Origin of the sequence: Corynebacterium lizhenjunii, from assembly GCF_011038655.2 — a bacterium.
Lineage (GTDB): Bacteria > Actinomycetota > Actinomycetes > Mycobacteriales > Mycobacteriaceae > Corynebacterium > Corynebacterium lizhenjunii.
Genome location: NZ_CP064954.1, coordinates 1758131 through 1782458, shown reverse-complemented (window position 1 = coordinate 1782458; position 24328 = coordinate 1758131). Strand labels below are relative to the sequence as shown.

Genomic DNA, 24328 nt, shown 5'->3' with positions numbered 1-24328 from the left:
AAGGGGCCTGCAGTCGAAGGGGGTATGCGGTTGAAAGATACGTGCGCCCTAGACAAACGCGGATTGGCCGGTCAGGGAGCGTCCGACCAGGAGTTGGTTGATGTCAAAGGTGCCTTCGTAGGTGTAGAGGGCCTCAGCGTCGCAGAAAATCTTGCCCATGTGCCGGTGGCTGAGCGTGCCGTTGCCGCCCATCATTTCGCGGCCCAGCGCCACGGTCTGGCGGGTGAGACGCGTGACGTGGGCTTTGGCCATGGCCGAGTGCTCCGTTTGGAGAGTACCGCGGTCTTGCAGCTGGGCAATACGCACCATAGTGGCCTGAGAGAGGGACAGGTTGCCCTGGATAGTGGCCAACTTGTCTTGGATGAGCTGGAAGCTCATCAGCGGCTGGCCGAATTGCTCCCGTTCGCTGACATAGGCCAACACCGTATCGAGGGTGGCCATTTGCAGGCCCACAGCCTGCCAACCCACGACTGCGCGCGCCGAGCGGAAGACCTGGTTTAAATCACGGAAGGCATTGGCTCCGGCTAGCTTGTTCTCATCTGGGACAAAGACGTTGTCCAAGGTAATTTCGGCGTTTTGTACCGCACGGATGGCGGTGCGCCCCGTCATCAGCTCTGCGCGGTAGCCCTCCGTCGAGGTATCCACGATGAAGCCCTTGCATTCACCGTCGGCGACATCGCGGGCGTAGACGGCAACATAGTCGGAGAACGTTGCGTTGCCAATCCAGATCTTGGAGCCGTTAATGCGCCAGCCACCATCGACTTTCTGCGCTGTGGTGCTCATCCCGCGGGCCACGTCTGAACCGGCAGTGGGCTCGGTGATAGCCAGCACGCCGGTCTTGTCCAGAGAATACAGGTCTGGCAAAAGGCGTTCTTTTTGCTCTGGGGAGCCGAGCAGCTCGATGCTTCCGGTAAACAGCCCGTCCTGACCGGAAAAGAAGGTGCCCACGGAGGCATCGGCACGGTGGATTTCTGCAGCGACCAACCCTGCCAGCAGGTGCGAGCGCTGCTGACCGCGGGCCAGGCTGATGATGCCCAGCTGTGCGATCTCTGGAATCAAATGGTGCGGAAACTCAGCGCGGTCCCAGAACTCTGCCGCACGCGGCTTGACGGAAGTTTGCGCCCAACGACGCACCTTGAGCAAGATGTCGAGTTCTTCCTGCGGAAGGTCGGCCTCGTAGCCGAGGAAATCGCCTTCGGGGTATTTGCCCTGAATCATAGTCGGATCCTTTCTGCGTGGCGTACTAGGAAACGTGGCAGTCGCTCTCGATGTAGCGCCCATCACGGTGTATGTCCTAGATAACTAGCTTTTGGTGCTGTGTGCTAGTGCACAAAAAGGCCAAGTGTCTGGTATGCCAGATTCTTGTTCCGGACCGTGGCACGAAGGTTGCGCAAGCTGGGGGTGTGGCGTGCCGGGGGAGTGGGCCAGACTGGGAAAAGCAAAAACTCCCAACCTTCATCTTGGCGCGGAGCCAAGGTAAAGGTTGGGAGTTTTCGCTGTCTGTTATACCGAGTGCCAGCGCTGGGCTGACGGCGTTCGCCTAGGCGAACTTGCGGCGGGTGAACACGCCGGCAGCACCCAGGACGCTCATAACCAAAAGAGCGAACATGGCGCGAGCCACGGTGTTGTCGCCGGTCTCTGCCGATACTCCACGCTCGGATTCGGCAGAAGTTTGCTGGATAGCCTGCTCGCGAACGGAGCCGGCATTGGAAGAGAGTAGGGCGCTAGAGGTGGCCTTCTCCTCGCGGGTCGGGGTCTCGTGGACGCGGTCCTGGCTGGACATGTACGTCTGGCCATCCTGGTTCAGGTACCAGGTCAGGCCGCCCAGGATCAGGATGCCCGGCAAGATGATTCCGGCAAGCTCCGGGCTCACGGAGGATCCGCCATTAAGGTTGCCGCCACCGTTGCCACCAGTATTGCCGCCGGTCGCAGAGGTGTTGCCGGTTAGGCTGGAGCCACCATTGCCGTTGCCGGTACCCGAGTTCGGGACGTTGGGGGTGTTTACGGAAGACAGGCCGTTGAGGGCAGTGGCGGCAGAAGCTGCCTGCGAGGCTGCGTCATTGACCATGGAGCTGGTTCCGGTGGCGTTTCCGCCAGTGTTTCCGGCGTTATTGCCGCCGGTATTTCCGTCGGTGTTGCCGTCAATGTTGATGTCGACCCCACCGTTTGCCCCTCCCGTAGTTTCGCGGGTGGCGTTGCCTTCCACGGACAAGCTGGCATTGCCGCCCGCGCTGGCATCGGTGGTAGCTCGCGCAGCAGTGTCAGCCCCGGTGATGTTTTGGGAAGAGCTACCTGCAGCGCCGCGGGCGCGCTGGTCATTCTCGATCATCTTGCGGATGCGGTCAGACTGCTCTAGCTCCGCATTGTTTAGCGGGGCCGGGTTGGTGGCGCGGGAGGAGGACTCTACCCAGCCGCCGGAGGTGTGCTGGTAGTAGATGTCTCCAGTGGAAAAGGCGTAGGAAGACTGAGCCTGTGCTACCGGGGCTACTGCGAAAGCAAGCGCGCCGGACACGGCGACTGCGGTCAGGGTCTTTCGAAGACGCATCATGTTTTTCTCCTCGGGGGATATCGGTTTGGTGGGGCCGACATCCTCGATGACGGCAACATGGATAACTTAAACCCCATTAGTCACAGAAATAACTTGCGACACGCGCGAAATGTGCGTTTGGCAGAAATTCTTCTGGAGCGCACTGTAGGACGCGGGGCAGGGTTCCGGGCGTGCGGGGTGCGGGCGGGTACGCCTCAAGAGGCCCCGCGTCCGCCGCCAGAGGTAGACATTTACCTGGTGGCGCGCTCGTGACGCGGGGCAAAAGATGAAGAAAAGCTTAAATATCGCTGTATGTGCGGGCGGCGCTGCTGGCGCCGAGTGGGCGGGGGTATTTAGCGGGGGTGGCCTGGCGTGTCGGGCCCCTGCGACCTGCGCGGACGCCGTTGTGGCGTGCGGACGGTAGTGCGCTGCGGCTCGCGGTCCGTGTTGTGCAGCCCCGCGCGGCTGGCGCGACTGCCGGACAAGGCCACGTAAAGACCCAGGATGTTGAGCAGCATGCCTGCATAGAGAGCAATAAACGCGCTGGAATACGCAGTGGAACTCACTGCGGAATAGCTGCCGAAAATAACCAGGCACATGCCCCAACCCACTGCGTGGACCGCACCCGCGCCCAGCGATACCAAACGCAGAGTGCGCGTGGCGGCTTGTTCCGGCGCAAAGATGCGCCGCAGCCCATCGAGCAGCATCAGCGCCACCACCGCCACAGCGATGGCGCCCGCCGCCCACACTGGCAGCAGCGAGCTAAACACGAACAACCCCGCCAGCAACAACAAGAGTGCGTGCGCAAGCACCGCGCGGCCAGCATAGGTTTGCGTCATGGGCGCGCCCCGCCTGAGCTTGCCGATGCCCCGCTAATGCCCACCAACTGCCACCCCACCACCGCGTTACGCACGGCAGAGGCCAGGGGATTCGACGGCTGGATACAGCTAATGGTCAACAAACGCCCCGGCGTGGCGTGCGTGCCCCACACCTCCGAGTTCTGGGCCAGGGAAGACTTTTCAGGAGCATGCAAGTCTGTGGCCATGTAGACCAACCAGGCATTACCGGTGGCTTCCGTGCGCACATAGAGCTTGTCACCAGCTGAGACTTGGTGTTCATCGCGCGCGCCATCATAGAGGGCATTGAATACCCCGGGTACGCCGGCGCCAGTGTGCCCGGCGATAACCACCACGTCTGTGGCGGAGGTTCCCGGCAAGGAATAGGGGCGGTCTGGCGCGGTATAAGTGCAGGCCTTATTCATGGTCACTGGGTCGATAGCCCCGCCGTTGGTGTGGCAGGGTTTGGACTCAAACTCCGCGCGGACATTGATGGAAGGGATATACATTTCGACCGCGGGCGAAGGTGGAAACGACAGCGCACCCTGCGGAGTTTCTCCTGTACCATCGTTGGGCAGCGCCGGGGCAGCCGTCGGGTTTGGCTCTGCCGGGTTTGGCTCTGTTGCGTTTGGCTCTGTCGGGTCTGGCTGGGTGTCCGGGACACCGGGAGCTGACGGCGCTGCGGAAGGGGCGAAGGAGTCGGGGGTGGGGGCATGGGCAGACTCAGAGTTAGGCTCAGAGTCAGCCTCGGGTGCCGCAGTGTCCTCGGCAGGAGCGGCGGCAACCAGCGGCTGGGGAGTTGCGGCGATGAAGTCCTCCTCCACGCCCGGAGGGGCCGCCACGGAGGTATCAATGGCCAGGCCCAGCGCCACGGTAGCGGCCACACCACAAGCCACCCGCAATCCACCACGGCGCATCCACGTGGCACGGAGACCAGAGCGCGGGGAGGGTGTGGGCATGGTGTGGACTCGCTTCCTTGACTGACTCAGGGACTCAGGCGGCCAGCACGCAGCCGCAAGTGAACCCAGCATAACCCCGCATTGGGTCCAAACCCGGGCTAAAAACGCTCGCGTCCCCTACTGGTGAACTTCTGATAATGGTCCGGCTTGGCGTCACCATAGCGCGAACGGCTGCGTCGAGCAGGGTTGGGCGCAGGCTGAGCGGGGGCAGACTCGGTGGGGGTGGGGGCATCGGCAAGCTCAGAGCCTTGGGTGGCCAGCTGGGCCTGCTCCTCGCGCAGACGGCGGCGCTCGCGGACCTCAGCAAAAACAAAGTATGCCAACCCCAACGGGGCCATGATGCCAAAAGCAATCCACTGGAAACCATAGGACAGGTGGGAGCCGCGTTCGAGCTGTGGCAACGGAATGGGAGCCAACACCCCAGGCTCGCCTTCATGAGAAATTTGGGCGTAGTCCGTGGCTAACTCTAGCCCAATGAGCGGGCCAATCTGGGACGGAGTGATGGTATAGACCTGCTGGTAGCCCTCCTGCTCAATGGGGGCAGTGTCGCGCTGGCCCTCCGCCCGACGCAACATAGCCACCACGGTGGAATGGCCGGAAGGCGCCGGGGAAAACTCCGGGACTGTATTGGCCTCCCCGGCCACCATCCAGCCGCGGTTGACCAAAATAGTCAGCCCGGTATCGGTGCGAAACGGCACCAAAGACTGGTACGTGGGGCCGGACTCCACCGGACGCAGACGCAACAGCACTTCTTTATCCGGAAGATAGTGGCCGTGCAGCTCCACGCGGGTCCACTCCTTGTCCGCGATGACACCATGGGCATCCACGGCATCCTGCAGCGGCACCGGATCCGCCTCAAAAGCGGCGTGGATGTGTTCATTACGCTCTACGATGTCGTGGTCCTTGCCCAACTGCCACGGCGCCAGAAGGGTAAAAGCAAAATATGAGAAGGCCACCACGAAAATGGTCAGCAGGACCCACTGAGGTTTCAAGAACGCTTTCCACACAAAAGCCCAGTGTAGGTGCAGTTAGGCGTTGGCGCGAATCCACTCCAGCACGCCCGGAACGGCAGCCTCAATAACTTCCCGGGTGTGGGTGAAACCAGACTCGTCACCGTAATAAGGATCTGCCACATCCTGGGAATCCGCTTGCGGATCAAAAGAGCGCAACAGACGCACGCGGTCTGGGGCAATGCCCAGTTCAAGGAGTTCCTCCTGGTGGCCGGAATCCATAGCGATAAATAAATCAGCATCCATGTGCTCCGGGCCCAACTGGGCTGCTCGATGAGCGGCACCGTCATGGCCTGCGCGGCGAAGCTCTGCGATAGCGCGCTCATCTGCGCCCTGGCCAACATGCCAGCCGCCCAGCCCGCATGACGACGTCCGCGCCACCAGGTCCAGCATCCCGTTTTCCATTGCATCGTGGACAATAACTTCCGCCATGGGAGAGCGGCAGATATTGCCCGTGCATACAAAGACGACGTGGAGGCGGGAGTCTGCCTCCGCGGATGGCTGTTGGTCCGCATGCTCCTCAGGGTTCAACATGGCGTCTAGGATAGTGTGAGCTAGTCCAAAAGTTGAAAGCGAGAGCATGGCTACCGTCAATGATGTCCGGGAAGTAATTGAACGCGCCTACCCGCCGCACCTGGCTGAAGACTGGGATGCGGTGGGACTCATCTGCGGGGACCCCGCCGTGAGCGTATCCAAAGTGGCGTTTGCCCTTGACTGCACCCAAGCCGTGGCGCAACGCGCCGTGGACATTGGGGCGCAGATGCTGGTGGTGCACCACCCACTGCTTATGCGCGGGGTGACCTCCGTGGCCGCGGATACCCCCAAGGGCAAGGTGATCCACACGCTCATCCGCGGTGGCGTGGCGCTCATGGCCGCACACACCAACGCAGATAAGGCCCGCCCGGGGGTCAATGATGTGCTCGCGGAGCTGGTGGGGATTGCCCCGGGCAGGCCCCTGGTGCCCGCAGATCCAGCCCTGGCACAGGATACGCCGGCTAAGGATGCCGCGGGGGACGCCTGTGCGCAGGACGCTCCAGCCCTGGCGAAGGCCCCCGGGTTGGGCAGGCTGGGGCAGCTGCCAGAGGCTATAACGCTGCGGGAGTTTACCCAGCGGGTGGCAAACGCGCTGCCGGAAACCGAATGGGGCGTGCGCGCAGCAGGCGACCCAGACCAGCTGGTGCGCACCGTGGCAGTGAGCTCCGGATCTGGGGATAGCTTCCTGGAGACCGCTGCAGCACTGGGCGCCGATGTGTACCTGACCAGCGACCTGCGCCACCACCCGGTGGATGAGCACCTGCGCGCCGGCGGGCCTGCGGTGATAGATACGGCACACTGGGCGTCGGAATTTCCGTGGACGCGCCAGGTGCGCGATATTGTGAGTGCACAAACCGGCCTGGAGACAGAGATTATAGAGCTGCGCACGGACCCCTGGACGGTGCACGCCAAGAAGGAGAACTAAAAGAGATGAAGCTGGACCCGCACCTACACCCGGTATTGCTGGAGTTGGCCACCCTGGAGCGTTCCCAGGGTGTAGAGGTAGCAGCCGAATTGCCGGAGACCATCGCGGCGCGCGAGGCCGAAGCCAAGGTGCTGCGTTTGCGCAACGCCGCTGGATCTGCCCAGATGGCTGTCGACGACATGGAAAACGAGATCTTGCGCATTCAGGCAGATGAGCGCAAGCTGCGCCAGCGGGAACGCGATGATAAAGCCCAACTGGGTGCCGAAGTGGACCCGGAGCGCCGCAAGGACCTCGAGCATGACTTGTACGCGGCCAAGTCCCGCATTGCAGACCTGATGAGCGAGCTGCAAGAGGCGCACAATGAAATCCATGCCCTGCGCAATAACGTTGAGGTCCACGGCGCGCAGTTGTCTGAGGCCCAGCGCCAGGCCGAGGTTGCTCGCCGCGCTGCCGATGCCGCCGAAGAAGCCCACGCCAACCGCCCGGAGACCACCGTGCGCGTGGCGCAGCTGCGTGAACTTTTGCCCACCGATGTGCTGGAAGAATACGACCGCATCCGCCTAGAAAACGGCGTGGGCGCGGCATCCTTTAACAATCGCGTCTGTGGAAGCTGCCATATTCAGCTGCCCCCGGCGGCAGTCAACGCCATTCGTGGGGCGGCGCCGGCGCAGCTGCCTGAGTGCACCGATTGCGGCGCGCTGCTGGTGCGCTAAACCTACGCGGACTGACACAAACAAGGGGAGCACAGGACAATGAAGGTCATCATCTTTGCCGACGGTGGATCCCGGGGTAACCCCGGCGTGGCCGGTTCCGGCACCGTGGTCTACGCCGCCGATGGCACCACGGTGTTGCGCGAGATTGTCTACGTGGTGGGTACCTCTGCGACTAATAATGTGGCGGAATATCACGGATTGCTGCGCGGCGTGGAGGCCGCCGCCCAGTTGGGGGCCACCGAGGTCGAAGTCCACATGGATTCTAAGCTGGTGGTCGAGCAGATGAGCGGACGCTGGAAAATCAAGCACCCGGACATGCAGAAGCTGGCTGTGCAGGCGCGCGGGGTCATTGCTAATTTTGAGACCTTTAGCATTTCTTGGGTTCCGCGAGCGCGAAACAAGGTTGCCGACGCCTTATCCAATGACGCCATGGATGCGTGCGCCAGTGGGCACCCCGTGGGCATTGTCGGTGCTGTCGAGGCAGCTCCGGCCGAGTCTGCCGATGCCGCACCGCCGGCCGAGTCTGCCGATGCCGGGGCATCGGCAAGCAAGGCAGCAGCCAACCCGGGCTGGCTGGGGGAGCGCGGTGCCGTCCTGCGGCTAATCCTGTTGCGCCACGGCCAAACCGAGCCGAATACCCGCCAGGCCTATTCCGGGCGCACGGATGTCGAGCTGACTGAGCTGGGCCACCGGCAAGCCCAGGCAGCGGGAAGGGAACTGGCGGCAGGGCGGTGGGGGAGCATCGACAAGATAGTGACCTCCCCACTGCAGCGCTGCCAGGACACTGCCCAGGCGGTGCGTGACGCTCTGGTGGCCGCGGGAAGTGCCCCAGACGTGGTGACCGAGCCTGACCTGATTGAGCTCGATTTTGGCGCCTGGGAAGGGTTGACCTTAGCCCAGGCCCAGCAGCGCGACCCGCAAGCGCACGCGCAGTGGATGGAGGATGCTGCCGCAGCCCCACCGGAGGGGGAGTCCCTGCAGCAGCTCCACCGGCGGGTGCGCGCCCTGCGCCGACGCCTAGAGGCCGACCATCCCGGCCAAACCCTGCTGTTGGTTAGCCACGTCAACCCCATCAAGTCCTTGGTACGCCAAGCGCTCGACGCCGGACCGGTGTGCACGCGGCGCATGCACCTGGATTCTGCCTCCATATCCGTGGTGGAGTTTTGGGATGGCGGAGCCCTAGTGCGCGGAGTTAACGATACGTCGCATCTGCGCTAGACTAAGTGGCGCGAATGAGCCAGCTGGGTAAACGCGAGGGCACCGAACTGCCCTGCTTAACGCAGGGAAAGCGGTCCTTCGAGGAAAGTCCGGACTCCATAGAGCACGGTGGTTGCTAACAGCAACCCGGGGCAACCCGCGGGAAAGTGCAACAGAAAGCAGACCGCCCAGCGCGCTGGGTAAGGGTGAAACGGTGCGTTAAGAGCGCACCAGCACCGTCAGTGATGGCGGTGGCTGGGTAAACCCCACCGGGAGCAAGGCAAAAGGGTCCGCCACGGCGCGGACCGGATCAGGCGCTAGTAGGCTGCTCGTCGAAGCCTGGAGGTAGCTGCTGGAACCCACCGGCGACGGTGGGTCTAGATGGATGTTTACCGGCCCGCGCACTGTGTGCGGGTGTCACAGAATCCGGCTTATAGGCTGACTCATTCGCCGCTTTTCGCCCTATGGCTTTAGTACAGCCGCAGTTCAGCGCCAGCCGTAGTTCAGCGGTCGCGTGCCATAGTGCAGTTGTAATTCAGCCGTGGTAGTGCCCGAGCCTGGCCTTAGTTTGAGGCCTCCGCGATGGTGCCGGGGCGCAGGGGGATGACATCGAGGCCATCGGCGGCGGTATCGGCGGCAAAAGACTCAGCCTGAGCAGCCGGTACGTAGGCGATGACTGCGTGCGCCGTACCCGCGGCCGCCGCCCGCACGCCGGCAACGCCACGCAAGCGGGCCAACTCTGCCAACTGGGCCGCCGCATCCATGCCATAGACCAATTCCACGTCCCGCTGCGACTCCTGAAGCGCCTGGAACAACGCGGCGCCGCGCCGCGACCGCAAAACCCGTGCCATGGTGGCCGCCCGCTGGGTCTCTTCTTCGTAAAAACGCAGCCAATCGGAGGCCTCGCCGATAGTGGGGCGGCCTTCCGGGCCGTGGACGTCATGCACCGCAGACAACCAGTCCAGAACGCGCTGGGACGCATCCGGCAACGCACGCAATGATTCCGTACCAAAAGCGTGACAGGCATCCTGAACAAAGCGCTGCCGCTGCACAATGCTGGCCACAGCCGAAGAGATATCGGCTTCCCCAGGCACCGCAAGGGCAAAGCCCACCATGTCGCGGCCAAATGGGTGCGGGGCCTGGGTGACAGAATTATCTGAATAGTCGATAATCGCCACGGCATCGTCGCTACCGCGCAAGGCCGCAGTGTGCCGTGCTCGCAGTGGGGGAACGAGCGAAAACACTGTCACGGCTTGACTGCAGACCTCGGCCAAACGCGCCCGCATGGGAGCGTCTTCAGCCTGGCCCACCAGCGCTAGCGCCACCGCAACGTCGATGGCACTGTGGGCGCCCAGGCCAGCATGGGCCGGAATGTCGGAGACCACCGCGATATTCATTCCCGCTGTTTCGCGTGAGAGCAGCTGGCGGTTGATCAACATCCACACCATGCCTGCCACACGGATGCGTATATCCCCATCCGGTGCCGGTGGGATCACCGGCTGGCCTTCCTCGTCCACCGTGGGTTGCTGGGCAGCTGCCCGCTGGGCGAGTTCGTCGAGCGAAACTTGGGCAATGGCGGTGCCGTGTGGCTCCACAATGTGAACCGCCACCACTCCATCCGTGCGGGGGGAGATAGCCGCTGCGGCTTCCAAGTCCGCTAGCCCTGCTATGACGATGCCGCCGAAGTGATCAATGTGTTCCCCAATTACCATCCAGGTAGCCGGTGCAGTGGCCACGCACTGGTCCGGGACCCCGAAGGCTTGTTGGTGGACCTCCTGCACGCGCTGCGTCAAAGGGGTGGTCGGTGACGTCCACAAGGCCATGAGTTCTCCCGATTCCTGATTGCAAGTGGCAGAGACCCCAGCGGCGTATCGGCGGCGCACAGCTACCGGCGCAGTGCGCCCGATGCAGTGCTTCCGGCCTCACACCACCGGTGGGGCCGCGGCCGTACTGTTAAAAGCCGACCGCAAAGAATAACGTGAAATAGTCTAGCGCGCCCCCGCCTCCCACTTCGCGGTAGCCTGGAATCCATTGGCTAGACCCGAGAGTAGAAAGGACGCTTAACCGTGGCTCAAGAGGACAAAGACTGGTATTTCAATCCCACTACCGGGGAGGTGACCCAGGGGCCAGAATCAAGCTGGGCGAACCGAATGGGTCCTTATGCCACCCGGGAAGAAGCCCAAAATGCCCTGGCCACTGCTGCAGAACGCAACGCGGCTGCTGATGAAGAAGATGAGGACGACTGGGGCCAGCCTGCTTCTTGGGACAAGTAGGCCGTCTCGGTTTGTGTGAAGACCCTAGCGGTGAGCCGATGGATGATCCGAACCCAGCGCGGTTACCAGCTTTGACGGGGAATCTGCCGGTGTGGCCCCTGCGGCGCGTAGTCGTGCGGCACATTCCTGCATGATCGCGTCGGTGTCTGCGTGTCGCTTCTCCACCCCGGCTGCCAGCTCAAGTTCCCACTCGCGCCACTGGCGCGTGTTGTTCTCGCTGAGCAGAGACCGCGCGCAGACATGGTCATCACACAGAAACACAGTGGGCGCCCCGGAGGAGTCCCCGTAGGTGATCTCGGTGCGCTCATTGTCTACTTGGGCAATGGGAATGAGCCGCTGAGAGCCAACTAGGTGCCTAACGTGCTGCAACAATTCAGTGGGCACCTCGGTAGCGCTGCCTGCCGTGCCGGGGGAAGGCACAGCGGGCTGGTTGTTGTGCTGGTTGTGGTCTTCTAAAGGCGCATGGATCTCCTGACGTCCGGTAGTGGCCGGTAATTTGATGTGCCAACCAGCGTCCCCGCCGCCGGTGCGTCGGCGCAGAGTGACCTTTGCTCGGGTAAGACGCAGATCCGGGGTGTCAAAGTAGAGGGCACGCAGACTATGGTGCTGCTCGCCCAACACCGCGGACAGCGCTGGGGTTACGCCGCATAGCGAGGGCACGTCTGCGGTGGAACCAACAGAGAACTTCATTTCGATTTCCAGAGAGCTGGTGGTCATGTCGAAAGCCTGTCATGGCTGGCGCGGTCGCGCAAGATGGCCTATGCGGTAGCTGTCCGGCATCCTCTGCGGACACTGCAATGCGGGAAGCGACGTCATCCTGTGCAGGAAGCGACGGCATCCTGCGCGGGAACTACTATGCAGTAAGCGCCCGCCGGCCGGTTTCCACGCCAGCGGAATCACCGCGCAGGTGGGAACGCTCAGCAGCCTTGGCGCCGTCGGCGTACCCGTGTGCGTCTGTGCTACTCATTTGCATATTGCGCCGACCCGGGAAAATCTGGTCCGTGACTAGCTCTGCCGCTTCCGCCCGGCGATTGAGTAGTTCCACGGCGGAAGACGGTGAGTTTATCGCGGCTCCGGTGGCAGGTTGTGCGGTGGAGACGGCAGCAGAATCGCTAGCAGCTGCAGTGCCGCCTACAGTGTCGTCCTCGGCGGCGGTGGTATTGGCTTCTTGGAGCAGCTGCGCAATCCGTTGTGCGAAGGATAACCGGAAACTGCGCCGATACGGCGCGGTGCGGCGCTGTTGCTTGGCCTGGCGCGCGCCAGGAGAGTATTCCAAGAAGTATTCGCACTGCCGCGAAAGGCTGGCAAATAGATCCGCCACATGCGCGGTGTCCTCCGGAGTGCCAATGAGCACCACGATGCCGCGGGGGTCCATCAGCAGAGCGCAGACACCATTGGCGTTAGCGATGGCGCTGAGAAGGACGCACTTGTGGTTAATGTATGGCCCGTGCACGTAAGCCCGTTGGGAGATAATGCGCTTGCCCAGCTCTTCCGCGCTCAGGTGAGCCTCGCTACCCGCCACGTGTAGGCGGTGGGCTTGTTGGAGGGCCTGCGCACGGGCAACCAAAGCCTGGGCTTCTTCCTCATATTCTGTGGACTCCGCCTTGCGCAGCAAGGCTTCGACCTTCCGGCGAATTTTATCCTGCGGGTCACTGTCGCGTCCGCTGCCCCGGTGTCCCGATGCCCCCGTTGCGGCGGAGACATCAGCAGGTGAGACTATCGGGGCATCGGCAAAGCGTCCGCAACGGCCCAACTGGTCCAACCAACTCGTCAGCTCCTCCCGCGGCAACGATGGATCGGCAGGCGGCGATACCTGTAACCATGCGGTGCGCACTGGCCCGGGTGGAAGGGAAGAGGGAATGAGCGAGGCGGCGCGGTGGAGCAGGGCCTCACAGCGCGGGCCCAAGATATGCCGAATGTCATCGGGCAGCCAGCCCGCGATAGCAGCAGCTCCTACCAGATGGGCTAAATGGTTCCAGGTGACAGTTGAAGTGTCGACAAAGTCAGACATGCGGCGGCGTGAGTGGGACATGGGATAAATCCTTCCTTAAGCATCCAGAGGGTTCGAAAATTTGTGTCCCCAGCATGGCACAGGCTTGGGGCAGCCGTTCAAGCCCTTGCCCCCGTCACTTACCCCCGCGATCCCGATCCATCCTGCGCAAACGCCCGCGGCTTGGCTGTCTACTGTAGTGCGCAAAATGAGGGCTTCTGATCTGTGTCCTTGACCTGGAGTACAGTATGGAGGCATGAATAGCCAACACGAATTCGTCCTGCGCACGGTTGAAGAGCGCGACATCCATTTCATCCGACTGTGGTTCACGGACATTTTAGGTGCTCTGAAATCGGTGGTTATCAGCCCTTCGGAGCTGGAATCCGCGTTCGAAGAGGGGGTGGGGTTTGACGGTTCCTCGGTTGAGGGGCTCACCCGTATCTCCGAGTCCGACACCATCGCTTTGCCGGACCCGTCTACTTTCCAGATTTTGCCCTTTGACAAGGATGATCCGCAGCTACAGTCTGCCCGCATGTTTTGCGACATCGTCCAGCCGGACGGGCAAGCCTCCCTGGTGGACCCCCGTCAGATTCTGCGCCGCCAGGTGGCAGAGGCTGCGGCGGATGGGTTTACGGTAAAGGCCTCACCTGAAATTGAGTTCTTCCTGGTCAAAGAAATTAAGGATTCTGGAAAGCTCAAGCCAACGGATAACGGCGGCTACTTCGACCAGGCCTCGCAAAACACCGCTCCGCGCTTCCGCTCCTACGCGATGTTGGCACTGGAGGAGATGGGCATTGCTACAGAGATGAGTCACCATGAAACAGCCCCGGGGCAACAGGAAATTGACCTGCGGCACGCGGACTTGTTAACCATGGCGGACCACATTATGACCTTCCGCTTTGTAATTAAGCGGGTAGCCACAGAGCAGGGCATCCGGGCCACGTTTATGCCGAAGCCCTTCCAGGAATACTCCGGGAATGGTATGCATACGCATCTGTCCCTGTTTGAGGGGGAGGTTAATGCTTTCCACGATCCGGATGATGAGTTCGCGCTTTCGGCTACCGCCAAGCAGTTTATCGCCGGAATTTTGGAGCACTCACATGAGATGTCTGCCGTGGTCAACCAGTGGACCAACTCTTATAAGCGCCTAATTTTTGGCAATGAGGCCCCGGGCTCGGCCACGTGGGGAGTTTCCAACCGTTCCGCTCTGGTCCGCGTGCCTACCTATCGGTTGAGCAAGCCAGAGTCGCGTCGGGTGGAGATTCGTTCTGTCGATGCGCTGATGAACCCGTACCTGGGGTATTCGGCGATTTTGGCCGCGGGTCTTAAAGGTATCCGCGAAGGCTATGAGTTAGGTGATCCAGCCGAGGATGATGTTCAGCAGTTGACTCGCCGGGAGCGCCGTGCGATGGGTTATCGAGATTTGCCGTCCTCATTAGACCAGGCGTTGCGGATTTTTGAGCGCTCCGAGTTCATGGCAGAGGTCCTGGGCGAGCATGTCTTCGAGTTTTTCTTGCGCTCAAAGTGGGATGAGTGGCACCAGTACCAAGAGCAGATTACGGCAGTAGAACTGCGCAATAACCTGGACTTTTAAAGGTGGTTCCCGTGCGTGTATCCGTTCCCTCCCCGGCGACATTGGGGCTTAGCCGTCCCACCGCAGCTGCTGATTTGGACGCGTTGGGGTGGAATACCCCGGAAGCCTCCGCGCAGCTGTGGACCTTGGCCGCTGTAGGCGATAGCGACGCGGCATTGAATACGTTGATGCGCATTCACGCTACTGCCCCAGAGCTGGTGGCGGCGATGGACCAGGATGAGGACCTGCGGGTGCGCACTCTGGCGCTGTTGGGTGGTTCCTCGGCGCTGGGAGATCACTTGGCAGCCAACCCTCAATTGTGGAAGGAGCTGGCTAAGCCGTTGCCGCAGCCGGAGGAGCTTTACCGGGAGTTGTTGACGGCGGTGGGCGCGGAGCCTGCGGAGTATGCCCAGGATCCAGAGAGGGCGGACACGGCATCGGTAAGTTTGGAAGGACCGGGCACCTATGTGGCGGTGCCGGAGGAGCGCCCGGGCCAGCACCAGGCGGCGTTGAAGAAGACGTACCGCACGTTGATGATGCGGCTGGCTGCCTATGACTTGGCGGGTACGTTCGTCTCCCGCAAGGGGCAGACTGCTCCGCAGCCGCACCTGGGTTTTCGCAGCGTGACCCGGCTGACTACCGCGCTTGCCGATGCCGCCCTCACCGCAGCCTTAGCCGCTGCCGCACGTGCCACCTTCGGGGGACGGCCGCTAGATGGCCAGTTGGCTGTCATAGCCATGGGCAAGTGCGGGGCGCAAGAGCTCAACTACATCAGTGATGTGGACGTAGTCTTCGTAGGCTCACACGCGCAGGCAAGTCTGACGCGCCTGGCGGCGGAGTTCAATCGCATGGGTTCAGCGTGCTTTTTTGAGGTGGATGCAAACTTGCGCCCGGAGGGGAAGTCAGGGGCGTTAGTGCGTACGCTGGACTCACACGTTAGCTATTACAGCCGTTGGGCAGAAACCTGGGAGTTCCAAGCTCAGCTTAAAGCCCGACCGTTGACGGGGTATATGCCGTTGGGGCAGGACTATGTGAATGCGATTAATCCGCTGGTGTGGGAGGCTTCGCAGCGAGAATCATTTGTGGATGATGTGCAGGCCATGCGGCGCCGGGTGTTGGATAATGTGGCGCCGGAGTTAAAGCATCGCGAGCTGAAGCTGGGCGTGGGGGGATTGCGTGACGTGGAGTTTGCGGTCCAGTTGTTGCAGATGGTGCATGGGCGTTCGGATGAGTCGCTGCGGGTGCTCAACACGGTGGAGGCCTTGGAGGCGTTGATTGGGGCAGGGTACGTAGGCCGCGAAGATGGCCAGCAGCTGATAGAGGCTTATGAGTTTTTGCGGCTTTTGGAGCACCGGCTGCAGCTGGAGCGTTTTCGGCGCACGCACGTGCTTCCGGCGCAGGATGATGAACGAGCCTGGAAGTGGTTGGCGCGCACGGCGGGGTTCTTCTCCGACGGGAAATACTCGGCGGCGCAAATGCTGGAGCGTCGGCTCAAAACCCAGCGGGTCATGGTCCAGGACCTGCATTCGCGCTTGTTCTACCGGCCTCTGCTGCACTCTGTGGTCAACCTGGATTCGGATACACTGAAGCTGTCTGCCGACGCCGCCAAGCTCCAGCTGGCAGCCCTTGGCTATCGTTTCCCGGACCGGGCCTATGAGCATCTGACCTCTTTGGCTAGCGGCTCCACGCGCAAGGCACGGATCCAATCCATTTTGTTGCCGACCTTGATGGGGTGGCTGGCTTCGACTGCGGACCCGGATGCCGGGCTGTTGAATTATCGCCGCCTGTCGGAGGCTGCGTTTTCTGCCACGTGGTTTCTGCGGATGTTGCGCGACGAAGGCGTGGTGGGCCAGCGGCTCATGCGGATTCTGGGTACTTCTCCCTATACGGCAGAGCTTATAATTTCGGCACCCGAAGTGGTCAAGTTGCTTTCCGACGGTGCCACCGGGCCGAAGCTGCTAGAAACCACCGCGGAGCAGGTCTCTAGTGCGCTGATTCGCTCCACGCAACGCCATGCGGATCCGGATAAGGCGGTGGCGGTGGCACGCTCTCTACGGCGGGTGGAGTTGGCTCGGATTGCCGCAGCGGATCTTCTGGGCCTGATGCCGGTGGAAGAAGTCTGTTTCCAGCTATCCACCGTGTGGAATACAGTGCTGGAGGCGGCTTTGCGAGCGGAGGTGCGCGGGTGGCAAACGCGACGCCGCGATGCTGAGCTTGCCGACGCCGCCGTGCGTGCCGGTGCTGAGCCCGCCAGTGGCGCCGGTCCCATCAACGGTTCTGCCGCGGAGTTCCCGCAACCACTGGCGCGCATCGCCGTGATCGGGATGGGCAGACTCGGAGGCATGGAACTGGGTTTTGGATCGGATGCCGATGTGATGGTAGTCGCCGAGCCAGCGTTGGGTATCGAAACGTCCGAGGCCATCAAGTGGGCTATCGAGATTACTGATGGAATGCGTCGGCGTTTGTCCAAGCCTTCCGGTGATCCGCCACTGGAAGTGGACTTGGGCTTACGGCCGGAGGGACGATCGGGGCCGGTGGTGCGCACCGTGGCATCATATGAACACTACTACCGGCAATGGGGCGAGTCCTGGGAAAAGCAAGCCCTGCTGCGAGCAGACTTTGTCGCAGGCGATGTCGAGGTGGGGCAAGAATTTCTCGATATGATCGAGGAATTTCGCTACCCGGCCGGTGGAGCCAGCCAGGCCACGCTTCGCGATATTCGACGGATGAAGGCGCGAGTTGATAACGAGCGTCTTCCCCGCGGAGCAGACCGCAATACCCACACCAAACTCGGTCGCGGAGCGCTCAGTGACATTGAGTGGACCGTGCAGCTGCTCACGATGATGCACGCCCATACCTGCGAGGACCTCCATGAATCCTCAACTCTGCGCACCCTGGAGGCTTTAGAGCAACACCAATTGCTGTCGGCTACAGATGTTGAGGCGCTGCGTCAGGCCTGGTGCTTCGCCACCGATGCCCGCAATGCGTTGGTATTGGTGCGCGGCAAGCGCGTAGACCAGCTACCCACGCCGGGCCCGCAATTGGCCCAAGTTGCTGGGGCGGCGGGTTGGGCGCCGGAGGACAATCAAGAGTTCCTGGAGGCCTACCTTAAAGTCACCCGGCATGCCCGCCGGGTGGTTGACGAGGTCTTCTGGGGAGAAGCTGAATCCTTCGAACACCCCTAGCCAGTAGCGTAGCCGTGGCCTGGAGCGTATGCCTGCGGCGAAGCGTCGAGCCGGAACGCGGTTATCTCCGCGCTGCTAGACTGGCGCCAGACCCAGGCACCCGCGTGCTACGACATCGACAACTGCCCTTGCTGCACAAGCGCCCTTGCTGCACAAGCGCCCTTGCTGCACAAGCGCCCTTGCTGCACAACGTTTTGCTGCACAATGTTTTACCGTATCCACCAGAGGAGACCCCATGACTTTGTCCCTACGCCTTGACCTGAACAACGCCACGGTGGCAGACCTGGAAGCGCTACTGGCGGCGGCGCGGGCAGGGGGTATCGGCAAGCACAGCGCGGTGACCCTGCACGATAACCACCTAGAAATTACCGCCACCAACCCCACCGCAACACCAACGCAAACGCAGCCGGAACAGCCCCCGGCCAGCCACAACCAACCGCAGCTGGGCCCGGTAGGGGAGAGCGCGCTGCGCACTGTCGTTGACCTGCTAGCAAAGGGAAACCACCGTGAATAAACTGCGGGCCAAGTTCATCTCAGTGATAGCCGGAGTGGCCGCGCTGGCGGTGTTATCCACGGTGGCCATGTGGCTGACGGCAGACCGGCATCAACCAGTCAACGCGCGCACCGTTGGTCAAGCTGTGGCGGAAATGGCCCACACCACTGAAGAAGACCCCCTGGAATACCTCCACGGCAACGCTAATGTGGGACGCATCTTGGAAGCCCTAGGGCTCAACGCAGACCACCTATCCCTGGAATACATCCCAAAGGGCACGCCAGAAAGTGACATCGAGCCGCCGGAAGTCACCGTCCTCAAAGAGGCCATCGCGCAAGGACTACTGACTCAAGAAGATGCTGCAGCCATTTATCGCGCCTACCAGCTGGGGCTCGTAGACATCAACGCGCAGCCAAACTTATTGCCGTAGACGAATCCGGGGCACTAAGGTGTGTGGGGTGGAATATATCTCAACGCGCACCCCAAACGCCACCCCCGCGACCTTTACGGACATTCTTCTAGGCGGGCTCGCCCCCGATGGCGGGCTCTACCTGCCGCAACACTACCCCCAGGTAGATGGGGCCACGTTGAGCCGCTGGCGCACCATCTTGGACCAAGACGGCTACGCTGCACTGGCGGGGGAAGTGCTGGCGCTTTTTGTTGATGACATCCCCGCCCAGGACCTGCGTGACATCGCTGCCCGCGCTTATAACACCCAGAACTTTGCCTCCCCAGAGATTGTGCCGGTAACCGAACTGGGCGATGGCCTCTACGTGGGGCACCTCTCTGAAGGTCCCACCGCCGCCTTTAAGGACATGGCTATGCAGCTGCTGGGTGAGCTGTTTGAATATGAACTCGCCCGCCGCGGCGAAACTCTCAACATTTTGGGCGCAACGTCCGGAGATACCGGCTCTTCTGCGGAATACGCCATGCGCGGGCGCGCTGGGGTGCGGGTGTTTATGCTCACCCCCGCGGGGCGGATGACCCCCTTCCAACAGGCGCAAATGTTTGGTCTAGACGATCCGAACATCTTCAACATCGCCCTGGATGGTGTGTTTGATGATTGCCAGGACGTGGTCAAGGCAGTGTCTGCCGATGCCGCCTTTAAGTCCCGCTACCGCATCGGCGCCGTTAATTCCATCAACTGGGCGCGCCTGATGGCCCAGGTGATCTATTACGTCAATTGCTGGCTCAAGGTGACCACGTCCAATGAACAGCAGGTTTCTTTCTCTGTGCCCACGGGCAACTTCGGCGACATCTGCGCTGGCCACATTGCCCGGCAGATGGGCGTGCCGATCGACCGACTCATCGTGGCAACCAATGAGAATGACGTCCTGGATGAGTTCTTCCGCACCGGCAACTACCGCCCGCGCCCCGCGGAGCAGACCCTGGCGACGTCCTCGCCGTCCATGGACATCTCGCGCGCTTCCAACTTCGAGCGCTTCATCTTCGACCTGGTAGGCCGCGACGCCGAGCGTACCGCGGATCTCTTTGGCGCGAAGGTCAAGGAAGGTGGTTTTGTGATTGAGGCAGCTGACCTGGCCCGCGCGCGTGAAGAATTTGGCTTCACCTCGGCGCGCTCCACGCACGCCGACCGCTTGGAGACCATTCGGGATGTCCAGCAACGCTACGGCTACCTGGTGGATCCGCACACCGCCGATGGTATCAAGGCCGCACGTGACGCCCAGGCTGCCGATGGTGTCCGCACCCCAATCGTGTGCCTGGAAACGGCCCTGCCAGTGAAGTTCGCAGACACCATCGCAGAAGCCCTAGGCGAAGCCCCGGCTATTCCAGAACGCTTTGCGGGAATCATGGACGCCCCGCGCCACGTTACCGACCTGCCCAATGACGTAGCGGCAGTCAAGGACTTCATCACTCGTTCCATCGACACCACGGAGGTCTAGCACATGGCTCAGGAGCAATTCGCCGGCCCAGAGTACTTCACCGAATTTGACCCGGAGAAGTTTTTCCAGGATTTGCAGCGCAAGCGGGACACGGACGCGGCGGCAGAGGTGGCATCGGAAGGTGCGGCATCGGAAGATTCTGGCCAACAGGACTAGCCATGGCCACCCCCGACTACATCCTGGCGCTGCGTGAGCACATTGGCCACGCGCAGCTGTTCCTGCCCGGCGCCACCGCCATTATTGTCCGCGACGTCCCCGCTGGCGCGTCTATTTTTGAGGTCCCCACGGTGCTGCTGGCCCGCCGCGCGGATACGGGTGCGTGGGCGCCAATTTGCGGGATTTGCGAGCCGGGGGAAGAGCCCAGCCACACCGCCGTTCGAGAGGTACGCGAGGAGGTGGGGCTGGAAGCCCGCGTGGAGGCGCTGCTGGGCGTCGGGCAGATGGGGCCGGTGGAGTACCCCAACGGGGACCAGTGCATTTTTATGGACACCGCGTTGCGGTGCTCGGTGCCTGCCGACGCCACCCCGACCCTGGGCGACTCTGAGAACACGGAAGTTGCGTGGTTCTCCGTGGCACAGCTGCCGCAGTCGGTGGGCGCGGCGCATCGGCTGATGATTGCAGATGCCGTCGCGCAGCTCAAACACCCCGCCGGATTTCAACCACGGGTGGGGTTTGCTAAGCGCAGGCGTTAGTATGTGCGTATGAAAATTGTGATTTTGGGCGCAGGCGCCGTGGGCGGTTACTACGGCGGGGCGCTGCAATCAGCGGGACATCAGGTCGGTTTCGTCGCCCGTGGCGCCACCCTGGAGGCCCTGCATACCAGGGGGCTACAGCTTGCCGATGCCACCGGCACCCGCACCGTTGCCGCCCTCGCCACCACCTCCTCTCCCGCGTTGGTGGACCTTTTAGGTGGGGTGGACGTGGCGATTGTGGCGACCAAAGCGCTTCCCGGACATCCACCCTTTGGCGATGTGGACTTGTTGCCCTCCACTACCCCGGTGGTCATCACACACAATTCAGTGGAGACACATTATGCGGCGGCCGAGCTTCTAGGCGCGCAGCGCGTGCTGGCTGGCGTGATTCGGGCCTACCTTACCCGACTGGGCCCGGCCGAGATTCGCCTTAATCCGGGGCCGTTGTCGTTTAACTTCGGCCCGTTGCCTGGGACTGAGCCTAGCCCTCACACGCTGGCGGCAGCTGAGCAGTTGGCGCAGGCCCTACGCGCTGGTGGCGTAGAGTGCGACAATTACGGCAGTGAGCGCGACATCATGGTTGATGTGTGGTCAAAGGCCATGTTCGTGGCTGTGGCTGGTGCCCTGGGGGCGCTGGCGAACCAGCCGATGGGCTATCTGCGCACGCAGCTGCGATTCGCGCTGCGCACGATGATGACAGAGGTAGAGGCTGCTGCTCACAGTCGCGGTGTGGCGCTGCCCGCAAACGTGGTCGACGCGACGCTGGAGTTTTGTGACACCCAATATGCCGAGGCCACCAGCTCCATGCACCGCGACATCGCCGCGGGCCTCCCCAACGAGCTTGATGCCCAGCTTGGGGCTATCCGCCGCATGTCTGCCGTGGGCACCCCCACTTTGGACCTGGTCCACGCGTTGCTGCGCGCCCGCGGCGCTTAGCACTCACACAGCCCTTGCGCACCCGCCACACCGTTCCGGGCTTCGCACAACTACGCCTTTTCTGCAGAGGCCGGGCCTTTCCGCGAGACTTAGCTCTGTCGCGCTCCACATGGCCACGCCGGATGAACCCCGGAAGCAACTAAGCCCGCATAGAGGCGAAAACCCGGGCCGGAGCCCGGGTTTCCGCATGGCGGACCAGAATAATTGGTGCTTTAGCAGTCGTAGTACATCTCGAACTCCTGCGGGGTGGGCCGCATGCGGTTCGGGGTGATTTCCTTGTCGTACTTGTACTGGATGTAGGTGTCGATGAGGTCCTCGGTGAACACGTCGCCTTCGGTGAGGAAGTCGGTGTCGCCACGCAGGGCTTCCAGGGAGGCCTCGAGGGTGGTGGGGGCCTGCGGGATAGACGCGGCTTCTGCCGGGGGCAGTTCGTAGAGGTCCTTGTCCACCGGGGCATGCGGCTCAATGCGGTTCTTGATGCCGTCTAGGCCGGCCATCATCATGGCTGCGAAGCCGAAGTAGGGGTTGCCGGAGGGGTCCGGGGCGCGGAACTCGATGCGCTTTGCCTTCGCGTTGGCACCTGTGATCGGGATGCGGATGGCCGCGGAGCGGTTGCGCTGGGAGTAAACCAGGTTGATGGGCGCTTCAAAGCCCGGGACTAGGCGGTGGTAGGAGTTCAGTGTGGGGTTGGTAAAGGCCAGTACAGCACCCGCGTGGTGCAAGATGCCGCCAATGTAGTAGCGGGCGATGTCGGACAGCCCGCCGTAGCCGGCTTCGTCGTAGAACAAGGGGGCGCCGTCTTTCCACAGGGACATGTGGGCGTGCATGCCGGAGCCGTTGTCGCCGGCTAGCGGCTTGGGCATGAAGGTGGCGGACTTCCCAAACTGCAGGGCGGTGTTCTTGATGATGTACTTGAAGGTCTGAATATCATCGGCCGCGTGCAGCATGGAGTTGAAGCGGTAGTTGATTTCGTTTTGTGCGCCGCCGACTTCGTGGTGGAAGCGCTCAACCTGGAAGCCGACCTTCTGCAGGTTGGCTACCATGGCGTCGCGGACTTCGCCGTGCTTGTCCACAGGTGCGGTGGGGAAGTAGCCGCCCTTGATGCGGGTTTTGAACCCGGTGTTGGGGGAGCCATCGAAGTTGCTATCTTGTCCGCGGTTCCACCAGCCTTCGTCGCTGTCTACTTCGTAAAAGGCGTGCTCCACGTCGGTGGAATAACGTACGGAGTCGAAGAGGTAGAACTCGGCTTCGGCGCCAAAGTTGCAAGTGTCTGCGATGCCGGTGGATGCCAGGTATTCTTCGGCTTTGCGGGCGATGTTGCGCGGGTCGCGGGTAAAGGGCTCGTGGGTAAACGGGTCGTGGACGAAGAACTTGATGTTGAGTGTCTTCGCGGACCGGAAGGGATCGATGTGCGCGGTGGCGGGGTCCGGCAGCAGCGTCATGTCAGACTCGTCGATGGTGGTAAAGCCACGGATGGAGGATCCGTCGAAGGCTAGACCTTCGGCGGCGGTCTCTTCTGTGAACTCGCTGGCCGGGATGCTGAAGTGGTGTTCAGCGCCGGGGACATCGGTAAACCGGATGTCGACGAATTTTACGTCTTCTTTCTCGATAAACGCCACGATGTCCGTGATGGATTGGAAGGCCATGTATGTCTCCTCACATTGTTCCGGGCTTGTGGGCCCGGCGCCTTAACTGCGCTCGGTTAGGCGGACTAGGGATTCCTAACGGGCTATAGTCTAGTGCAGCCTTCCAGTATGGGCGCAACGAGGGGTGTGAATCACCCGCGTATCTATTTCTCTTCGCTGCCTGTGCCACGTAGATTAGTGCCCATGGCTAATAAGAAGACCTGGCTGGATGGACCTACTATTCCGGGGGAAAATGACTTTGATGCTCCTGGCCGTTGGCCTGGGGAAAAGCTGGGGCTGCCGGAGCGGGGGCCGGGGGCTTTGGCGCCGGTGTCGCGCCGGGCGGGTGCTGTGGCTATTGACTGGCTGCTCGCTTATGCCATTGCAATCTTGATTACCCAGGTCACGCACGTCTTCGGTGGCCCTGCCTTGGTGATGTATGTGGTGTGGGCGCTTATTGGCATTATCGGCGGGTGGCTGTTTGCGCGGACTCCCGGCATGGCGCTGCGCGGTATTGGGGTGGCCCGTCTGGATGTCCCGGGTGAGCGTGTGGGGCTGTGGCGGGCTGTGGCGCGCACACTGCTGACGGCGTTTATCTTCCCGGCTGCGATGGTGGATATGGATGGCCGCGGTATGCATGATCGCGGCACCGGCACTGTGGTTATTTATTCTTAGCTTGCCGATGCCCCCTCTCCTCACCCTGAGCATTTACTCACCCACGGCCTTTGCACCCACGGACCGTTTCATCTACGGCCTTTTCCACCTGCGGCATCTTTTACCTAGGGCATTTCTCGCACTTCTGCGACCATAGTCCGCCAATGCCCCGCAGCCCCAATTGCCACCACGCGGTATAGCCCGCTGCCGCACGGCATCCGCCACCGCCCACAGCACCATTGCAACGCCCCGCAGCCCCAAATACCACCCCGCGATGGCACCGCGATAGCGCTGCTGCGCCG

At 62.1% G+C, this 24328-nt stretch carries 23 protein-coding genes and 1 other RNA gene; 14 read left to right on the top strand and 10 right to left on the bottom strand.

The genetic code is table 11. The annotated features are described in order from the left end of the window. Nucleotides 1-48 precede the first annotated feature (48 nt). From G7Y31_RS08370 to G7Y31_RS08345, 6 genes are all read right to left on the bottom strand, one after another. Entirely contained in the window at nt 49-1218 is a 1170-nt protein-coding gene (locus tag G7Y31_RS08370; protein ID WP_165010342.1) for an acyl-CoA dehydrogenase family protein, read from the bottom strand. Nucleotides 1219-1540: 322 nt separating this feature from the next. After that, a complete protein-coding gene (locus tag G7Y31_RS08365; protein WP_165010339.1) occupies nt 1541-2548 on the bottom strand; it encodes a hypothetical protein in 1008 nt (335 codons plus the stop codon). A 332-nt stretch (nt 2549-2880) separates the two neighbouring features. After that, complete coding sequence (locus G7Y31_RS08360; protein WP_165010337.1) at nt 2881-3366, bottom strand: hypothetical protein; 486 nt, start codon at nt 3364-3366, stop codon at nt 2881-2883. Beyond that, complete coding sequence (locus tag G7Y31_RS08355) at nt 3363-4322, bottom strand: hypothetical protein (protein WP_196823549.1); 960 nt, start codon at nt 4320-4322, stop codon at nt 3363-3365. Before G7Y31_RS08355 ends, G7Y31_RS08360 begins: the two co-directional genes overlap by 4 nt. Nucleotides 4323-4420: 98 nt before the next feature. After that, nucleotides 4421-5329 (bottom strand): SURF1 family cytochrome oxidase biogenesis protein, encoded by a 909-nt coding sequence (locus G7Y31_RS08350; RefSeq protein ID WP_165010335.1) that lies wholly within the window; start codon nt 5327-5329, stop codon nt 4421-4423. A 21-nt stretch (nt 5330-5350) separates the two neighbouring features. Then, nucleotides 5351-5866 (bottom strand): low molecular weight protein-tyrosine-phosphatase, encoded by a 516-nt coding sequence (locus tag G7Y31_RS08345; protein WP_165010333.1) that lies wholly within the window; start codon nt 5864-5866, stop codon nt 5351-5353. A 46-nt stretch (nt 5867-5912) separates the two neighbouring features. On the opposite strand from G7Y31_RS08345, the gene G7Y31_RS08340 reads away from it, so the two are divergent. The 4 genes from G7Y31_RS08340 to rnpB all read left to right on the top strand — a co-directional run bounded on the left by G7Y31_RS08340 (nt 5913) and on the right by rnpB (nt 9151). Continuing rightward, on the top strand, nt 5913-6791 hold the full coding sequence (locus G7Y31_RS08340; protein WP_165010331.1) for a Nif3-like dinuclear metal center hexameric protein: 879 nt from the start codon (nt 5913-5915) through the stop codon (nt 6789-6791). Between the two features lie 5 nt (nt 6792-6796). Further along, nucleotides 6797-7504, top strand: coding sequence for a zinc ribbon domain-containing protein (locus tag G7Y31_RS08335; RefSeq protein ID WP_165010328.1), 708 nt, complete (start codon nt 6797-6799; stop codon nt 7502-7504). A 39-nt stretch (nt 7505-7543) separates the two neighbouring features. Next, entirely contained in the window at nt 7544-8722 is a 1179-nt protein-coding gene (locus G7Y31_RS08330) for a bifunctional RNase H/acid phosphatase (protein ID WP_165010326.1), read from the top strand. 15 nt (nt 8723-8737) lie between these two features. Further along, nucleotides 8738-9151: RNase P RNA component class A (gene rnpB, locus G7Y31_RS08325), an RNA gene on the top strand. 113 nt (nt 9152-9264) lie between these two features. Here the strand turns inward: rnpB and G7Y31_RS08320 are convergent. Next, entirely contained in the window at nt 9265-10524 is a 1260-nt protein-coding gene (locus tag G7Y31_RS08320) for a galactokinase family protein (RefSeq protein ID WP_165010324.1), read from the bottom strand. Nucleotides 10525-10767: 243 nt separating this feature from the next. Between G7Y31_RS08320 and G7Y31_RS08315 the strand changes: the two genes are divergently transcribed. Continuing rightward, the gene (locus tag G7Y31_RS08315) at nt 10768-10974 is read left to right on the top strand and encodes a hypothetical protein (RefSeq protein WP_165010323.1); all 207 of its coding nucleotides are present in this window, start codon (nt 10768-10770) and stop codon (nt 10972-10974) included. 24 nt (nt 10975-10998) lie between these two features. Here G7Y31_RS08315 and G7Y31_RS08310 read toward each other — a convergent pair whose 3' ends face one another. Next, on the bottom strand, nt 10999-11691 hold the full coding sequence (locus G7Y31_RS08310) for a CYTH domain-containing protein (RefSeq protein ID WP_165010320.1): 693 nt from the start codon (nt 11689-11691) through the stop codon (nt 10999-11001). A gap of 136 nt (nt 11692-11827) precedes the next feature. After that, nucleotides 11828-13006 carry a DUF2786 domain-containing protein gene (locus G7Y31_RS08305; protein ID WP_165010318.1) on the bottom strand — a complete coding sequence of 393 codons (1179 nt, stop codon included), beginning with the start codon at nt 13004-13006 and terminating at the stop codon, nt 11828-11830. A 214-nt stretch (nt 13007-13220) separates the two neighbouring features. Between G7Y31_RS08305 and G7Y31_RS08300 the strand changes: the two genes are divergently transcribed. From G7Y31_RS08300 to G7Y31_RS08265, 8 genes are all read left to right on the top strand, one after another. Next, nucleotides 13221-14558, top strand: a complete 1338-nt coding sequence (locus G7Y31_RS08300; protein WP_165010317.1) for a glutamine synthetase family protein — start codon at nt 13221-13223, stop codon at nt 14556-14558. Nucleotides 14559-14569: 11 nt separating this feature from the next. Beyond that, nucleotides 14570-17722, top strand: a complete 3153-nt coding sequence (locus G7Y31_RS08295; RefSeq protein ID WP_165010315.1) for a bifunctional [glutamine synthetase] adenylyltransferase/[glutamine synthetase]-adenylyl-L-tyrosine phosphorylase — start codon at nt 14570-14572, stop codon at nt 17720-17722. A gap of 235 nt (nt 17723-17957) precedes the next feature. Next, nucleotides 17958-18236: a hypothetical protein gene (locus G7Y31_RS08290; protein WP_165010313.1), complete on the top strand. Its 279-nt coding sequence runs from the start codon at nt 17958-17960 to the stop codon at nt 18234-18236. Next, nucleotides 18229-18645: a hypothetical protein gene (locus tag G7Y31_RS08285; protein ID WP_165010311.1), complete on the top strand. Its 417-nt coding sequence runs from the start codon at nt 18229-18231 to the stop codon at nt 18643-18645. Before G7Y31_RS08290 ends, G7Y31_RS08285 begins: the two co-directional genes overlap by 8 nt. Before the next feature lie 28 nt (nt 18646-18673). Beyond that, nucleotides 18674-20119 (top strand): threonine synthase, encoded by a 1446-nt coding sequence (gene thrC, locus G7Y31_RS08280; protein WP_165010309.1) that lies wholly within the window; start codon nt 18674-18676, stop codon nt 20117-20119. A 3-nt stretch (nt 20120-20122) separates the two neighbouring features. Continuing rightward, entirely contained in the window at nt 20123-20275 is a 153-nt protein-coding gene (locus tag G7Y31_RS08275) for a hypothetical protein (protein WP_165010307.1), read from the top strand. 2 nt (nt 20276-20277) lie between these two features. Beyond that, the gene (locus G7Y31_RS08270) at nt 20278-20811 is read left to right on the top strand and encodes an NUDIX hydrolase (protein WP_165010305.1); all 534 of its coding nucleotides are present in this window, start codon (nt 20278-20280) and stop codon (nt 20809-20811) included. A 9-nt stretch (nt 20812-20820) separates the two neighbouring features. Continuing rightward, entirely contained in the window at nt 20821-21747 is a 927-nt protein-coding gene (locus tag G7Y31_RS08265) for a 2-dehydropantoate 2-reductase (protein ID WP_165010303.1), read from the top strand. A gap of 212 nt (nt 21748-21959) precedes the next feature. Here the strand turns inward: G7Y31_RS08265 and glnA are convergent, their stop codons facing one another. Beyond that, nucleotides 21960-23393, bottom strand: a complete 1434-nt coding sequence (glnA, locus tag G7Y31_RS08260) for a type I glutamate--ammonia ligase (protein WP_165010301.1) — start codon at nt 23391-23393, stop codon at nt 21960-21962. Nucleotides 23394-23576: 183 nt separating this feature from the next. Between glnA and G7Y31_RS08255 the strand changes: the two genes are divergently transcribed. After that, the gene (locus tag G7Y31_RS08255) at nt 23577-24047 is read left to right on the top strand and encodes an RDD family protein (RefSeq protein WP_165010299.1); all 471 of its coding nucleotides are present in this window, start codon (nt 23577-23579) and stop codon (nt 24045-24047) included. The last annotated feature ends 281 nt before the right edge of the window (nt 24048-24328 follow it).

Coding starts and splice junctions, on each gene's coding strand:
- G7Y31_RS08370 (WP_165010342.1), bottom strand. CDS start 1,218: ATGATTCAGGGCAAATACCCCGAAGGCGATTTCCTCGGCTACGAGGCC.
- G7Y31_RS08365 (WP_165010339.1), bottom strand. CDS start 2,548: ATGATGCGTCTTCGAAAGACCCTGACCGCAGTCGCCGTGTCCGGCGCG.
- G7Y31_RS08360 (WP_165010337.1), bottom strand. CDS start 3,366: ATGACGCAAACCTATGCTGGCCGCGCGGTGCTTGCGCACGCACTCTTG.
- G7Y31_RS08355 (WP_196823549.1), bottom strand. CDS start 4,322: ATGCCCACACCCTCCCCGCGCTCTGGTCTCCGTGCCACGTGGATGCGC.
- G7Y31_RS08345 (WP_165010333.1), bottom strand. CDS start 5,866: ATGTTGAACCCTGAGGAGCATGCGGACCAACAGCCATCCGCGGAGGCA.
- G7Y31_RS08340 (WP_165010331.1), top strand. CDS start 5,913: ATGGCTACCGTCAATGATGTCCGGGAAGTAATTGAACGCGCCTACCCG.
- G7Y31_RS08335 (WP_165010328.1), top strand. CDS start 6,797: ATGAAGCTGGACCCGCACCTACACCCGGTATTGCTGGAGTTGGCCACC.
- G7Y31_RS08330 (WP_165010326.1), top strand. CDS start 7,544: ATGAAGGTCATCATCTTTGCCGACGGTGGATCCCGGGGTAACCCCGGC.
- G7Y31_RS08320 (WP_165010324.1), bottom strand. CDS start 10,524: ATGGCCTTGTGGACGTCACCGACCACCCCTTTGACGCAGCGCGTGCAG.
- G7Y31_RS08310 (WP_165010320.1), bottom strand. CDS start 11,691: ATGACCACCAGCTCTCTGGAAATCGAAATGAAGTTCTCTGTTGGTTCC.
- G7Y31_RS08305 (WP_165010318.1), bottom strand. CDS start 13,006: ATGTCCCACTCACGCCGCCGCATGTCTGACTTTGTCGACACTTCAACT.
- G7Y31_RS08300 (WP_165010317.1), top strand. CDS start 13,221: ATGAATAGCCAACACGAATTCGTCCTGCGCACGGTTGAAGAGCGCGAC.
- G7Y31_RS08290 (WP_165010313.1), top strand. CDS start 17,958: ATGACTTTGTCCCTACGCCTTGACCTGAACAACGCCACGGTGGCAGAC.
- G7Y31_RS08275 (WP_165010307.1), top strand. CDS start 20,123: ATGGCTCAGGAGCAATTCGCCGGCCCAGAGTACTTCACCGAATTTGAC.
- G7Y31_RS08270 (WP_165010305.1), top strand. CDS start 20,278: ATGGCCACCCCCGACTACATCCTGGCGCTGCGTGAGCACATTGGCCAC.
- G7Y31_RS08265 (WP_165010303.1), top strand. CDS start 20,821: ATGAAAATTGTGATTTTGGGCGCAGGCGCCGTGGGCGGTTACTACGGC.
- glnA (WP_165010301.1), bottom strand. CDS start 23,393: ATGGCCTTCCAATCCATCACGGACATCGTGGCGTTTATCGAGAAAGAA.
- G7Y31_RS08255 (WP_165010299.1), top strand. CDS start 23,577: ATGGCTAATAAGAAGACCTGGCTGGATGGACCTACTATTCCGGGGGAA.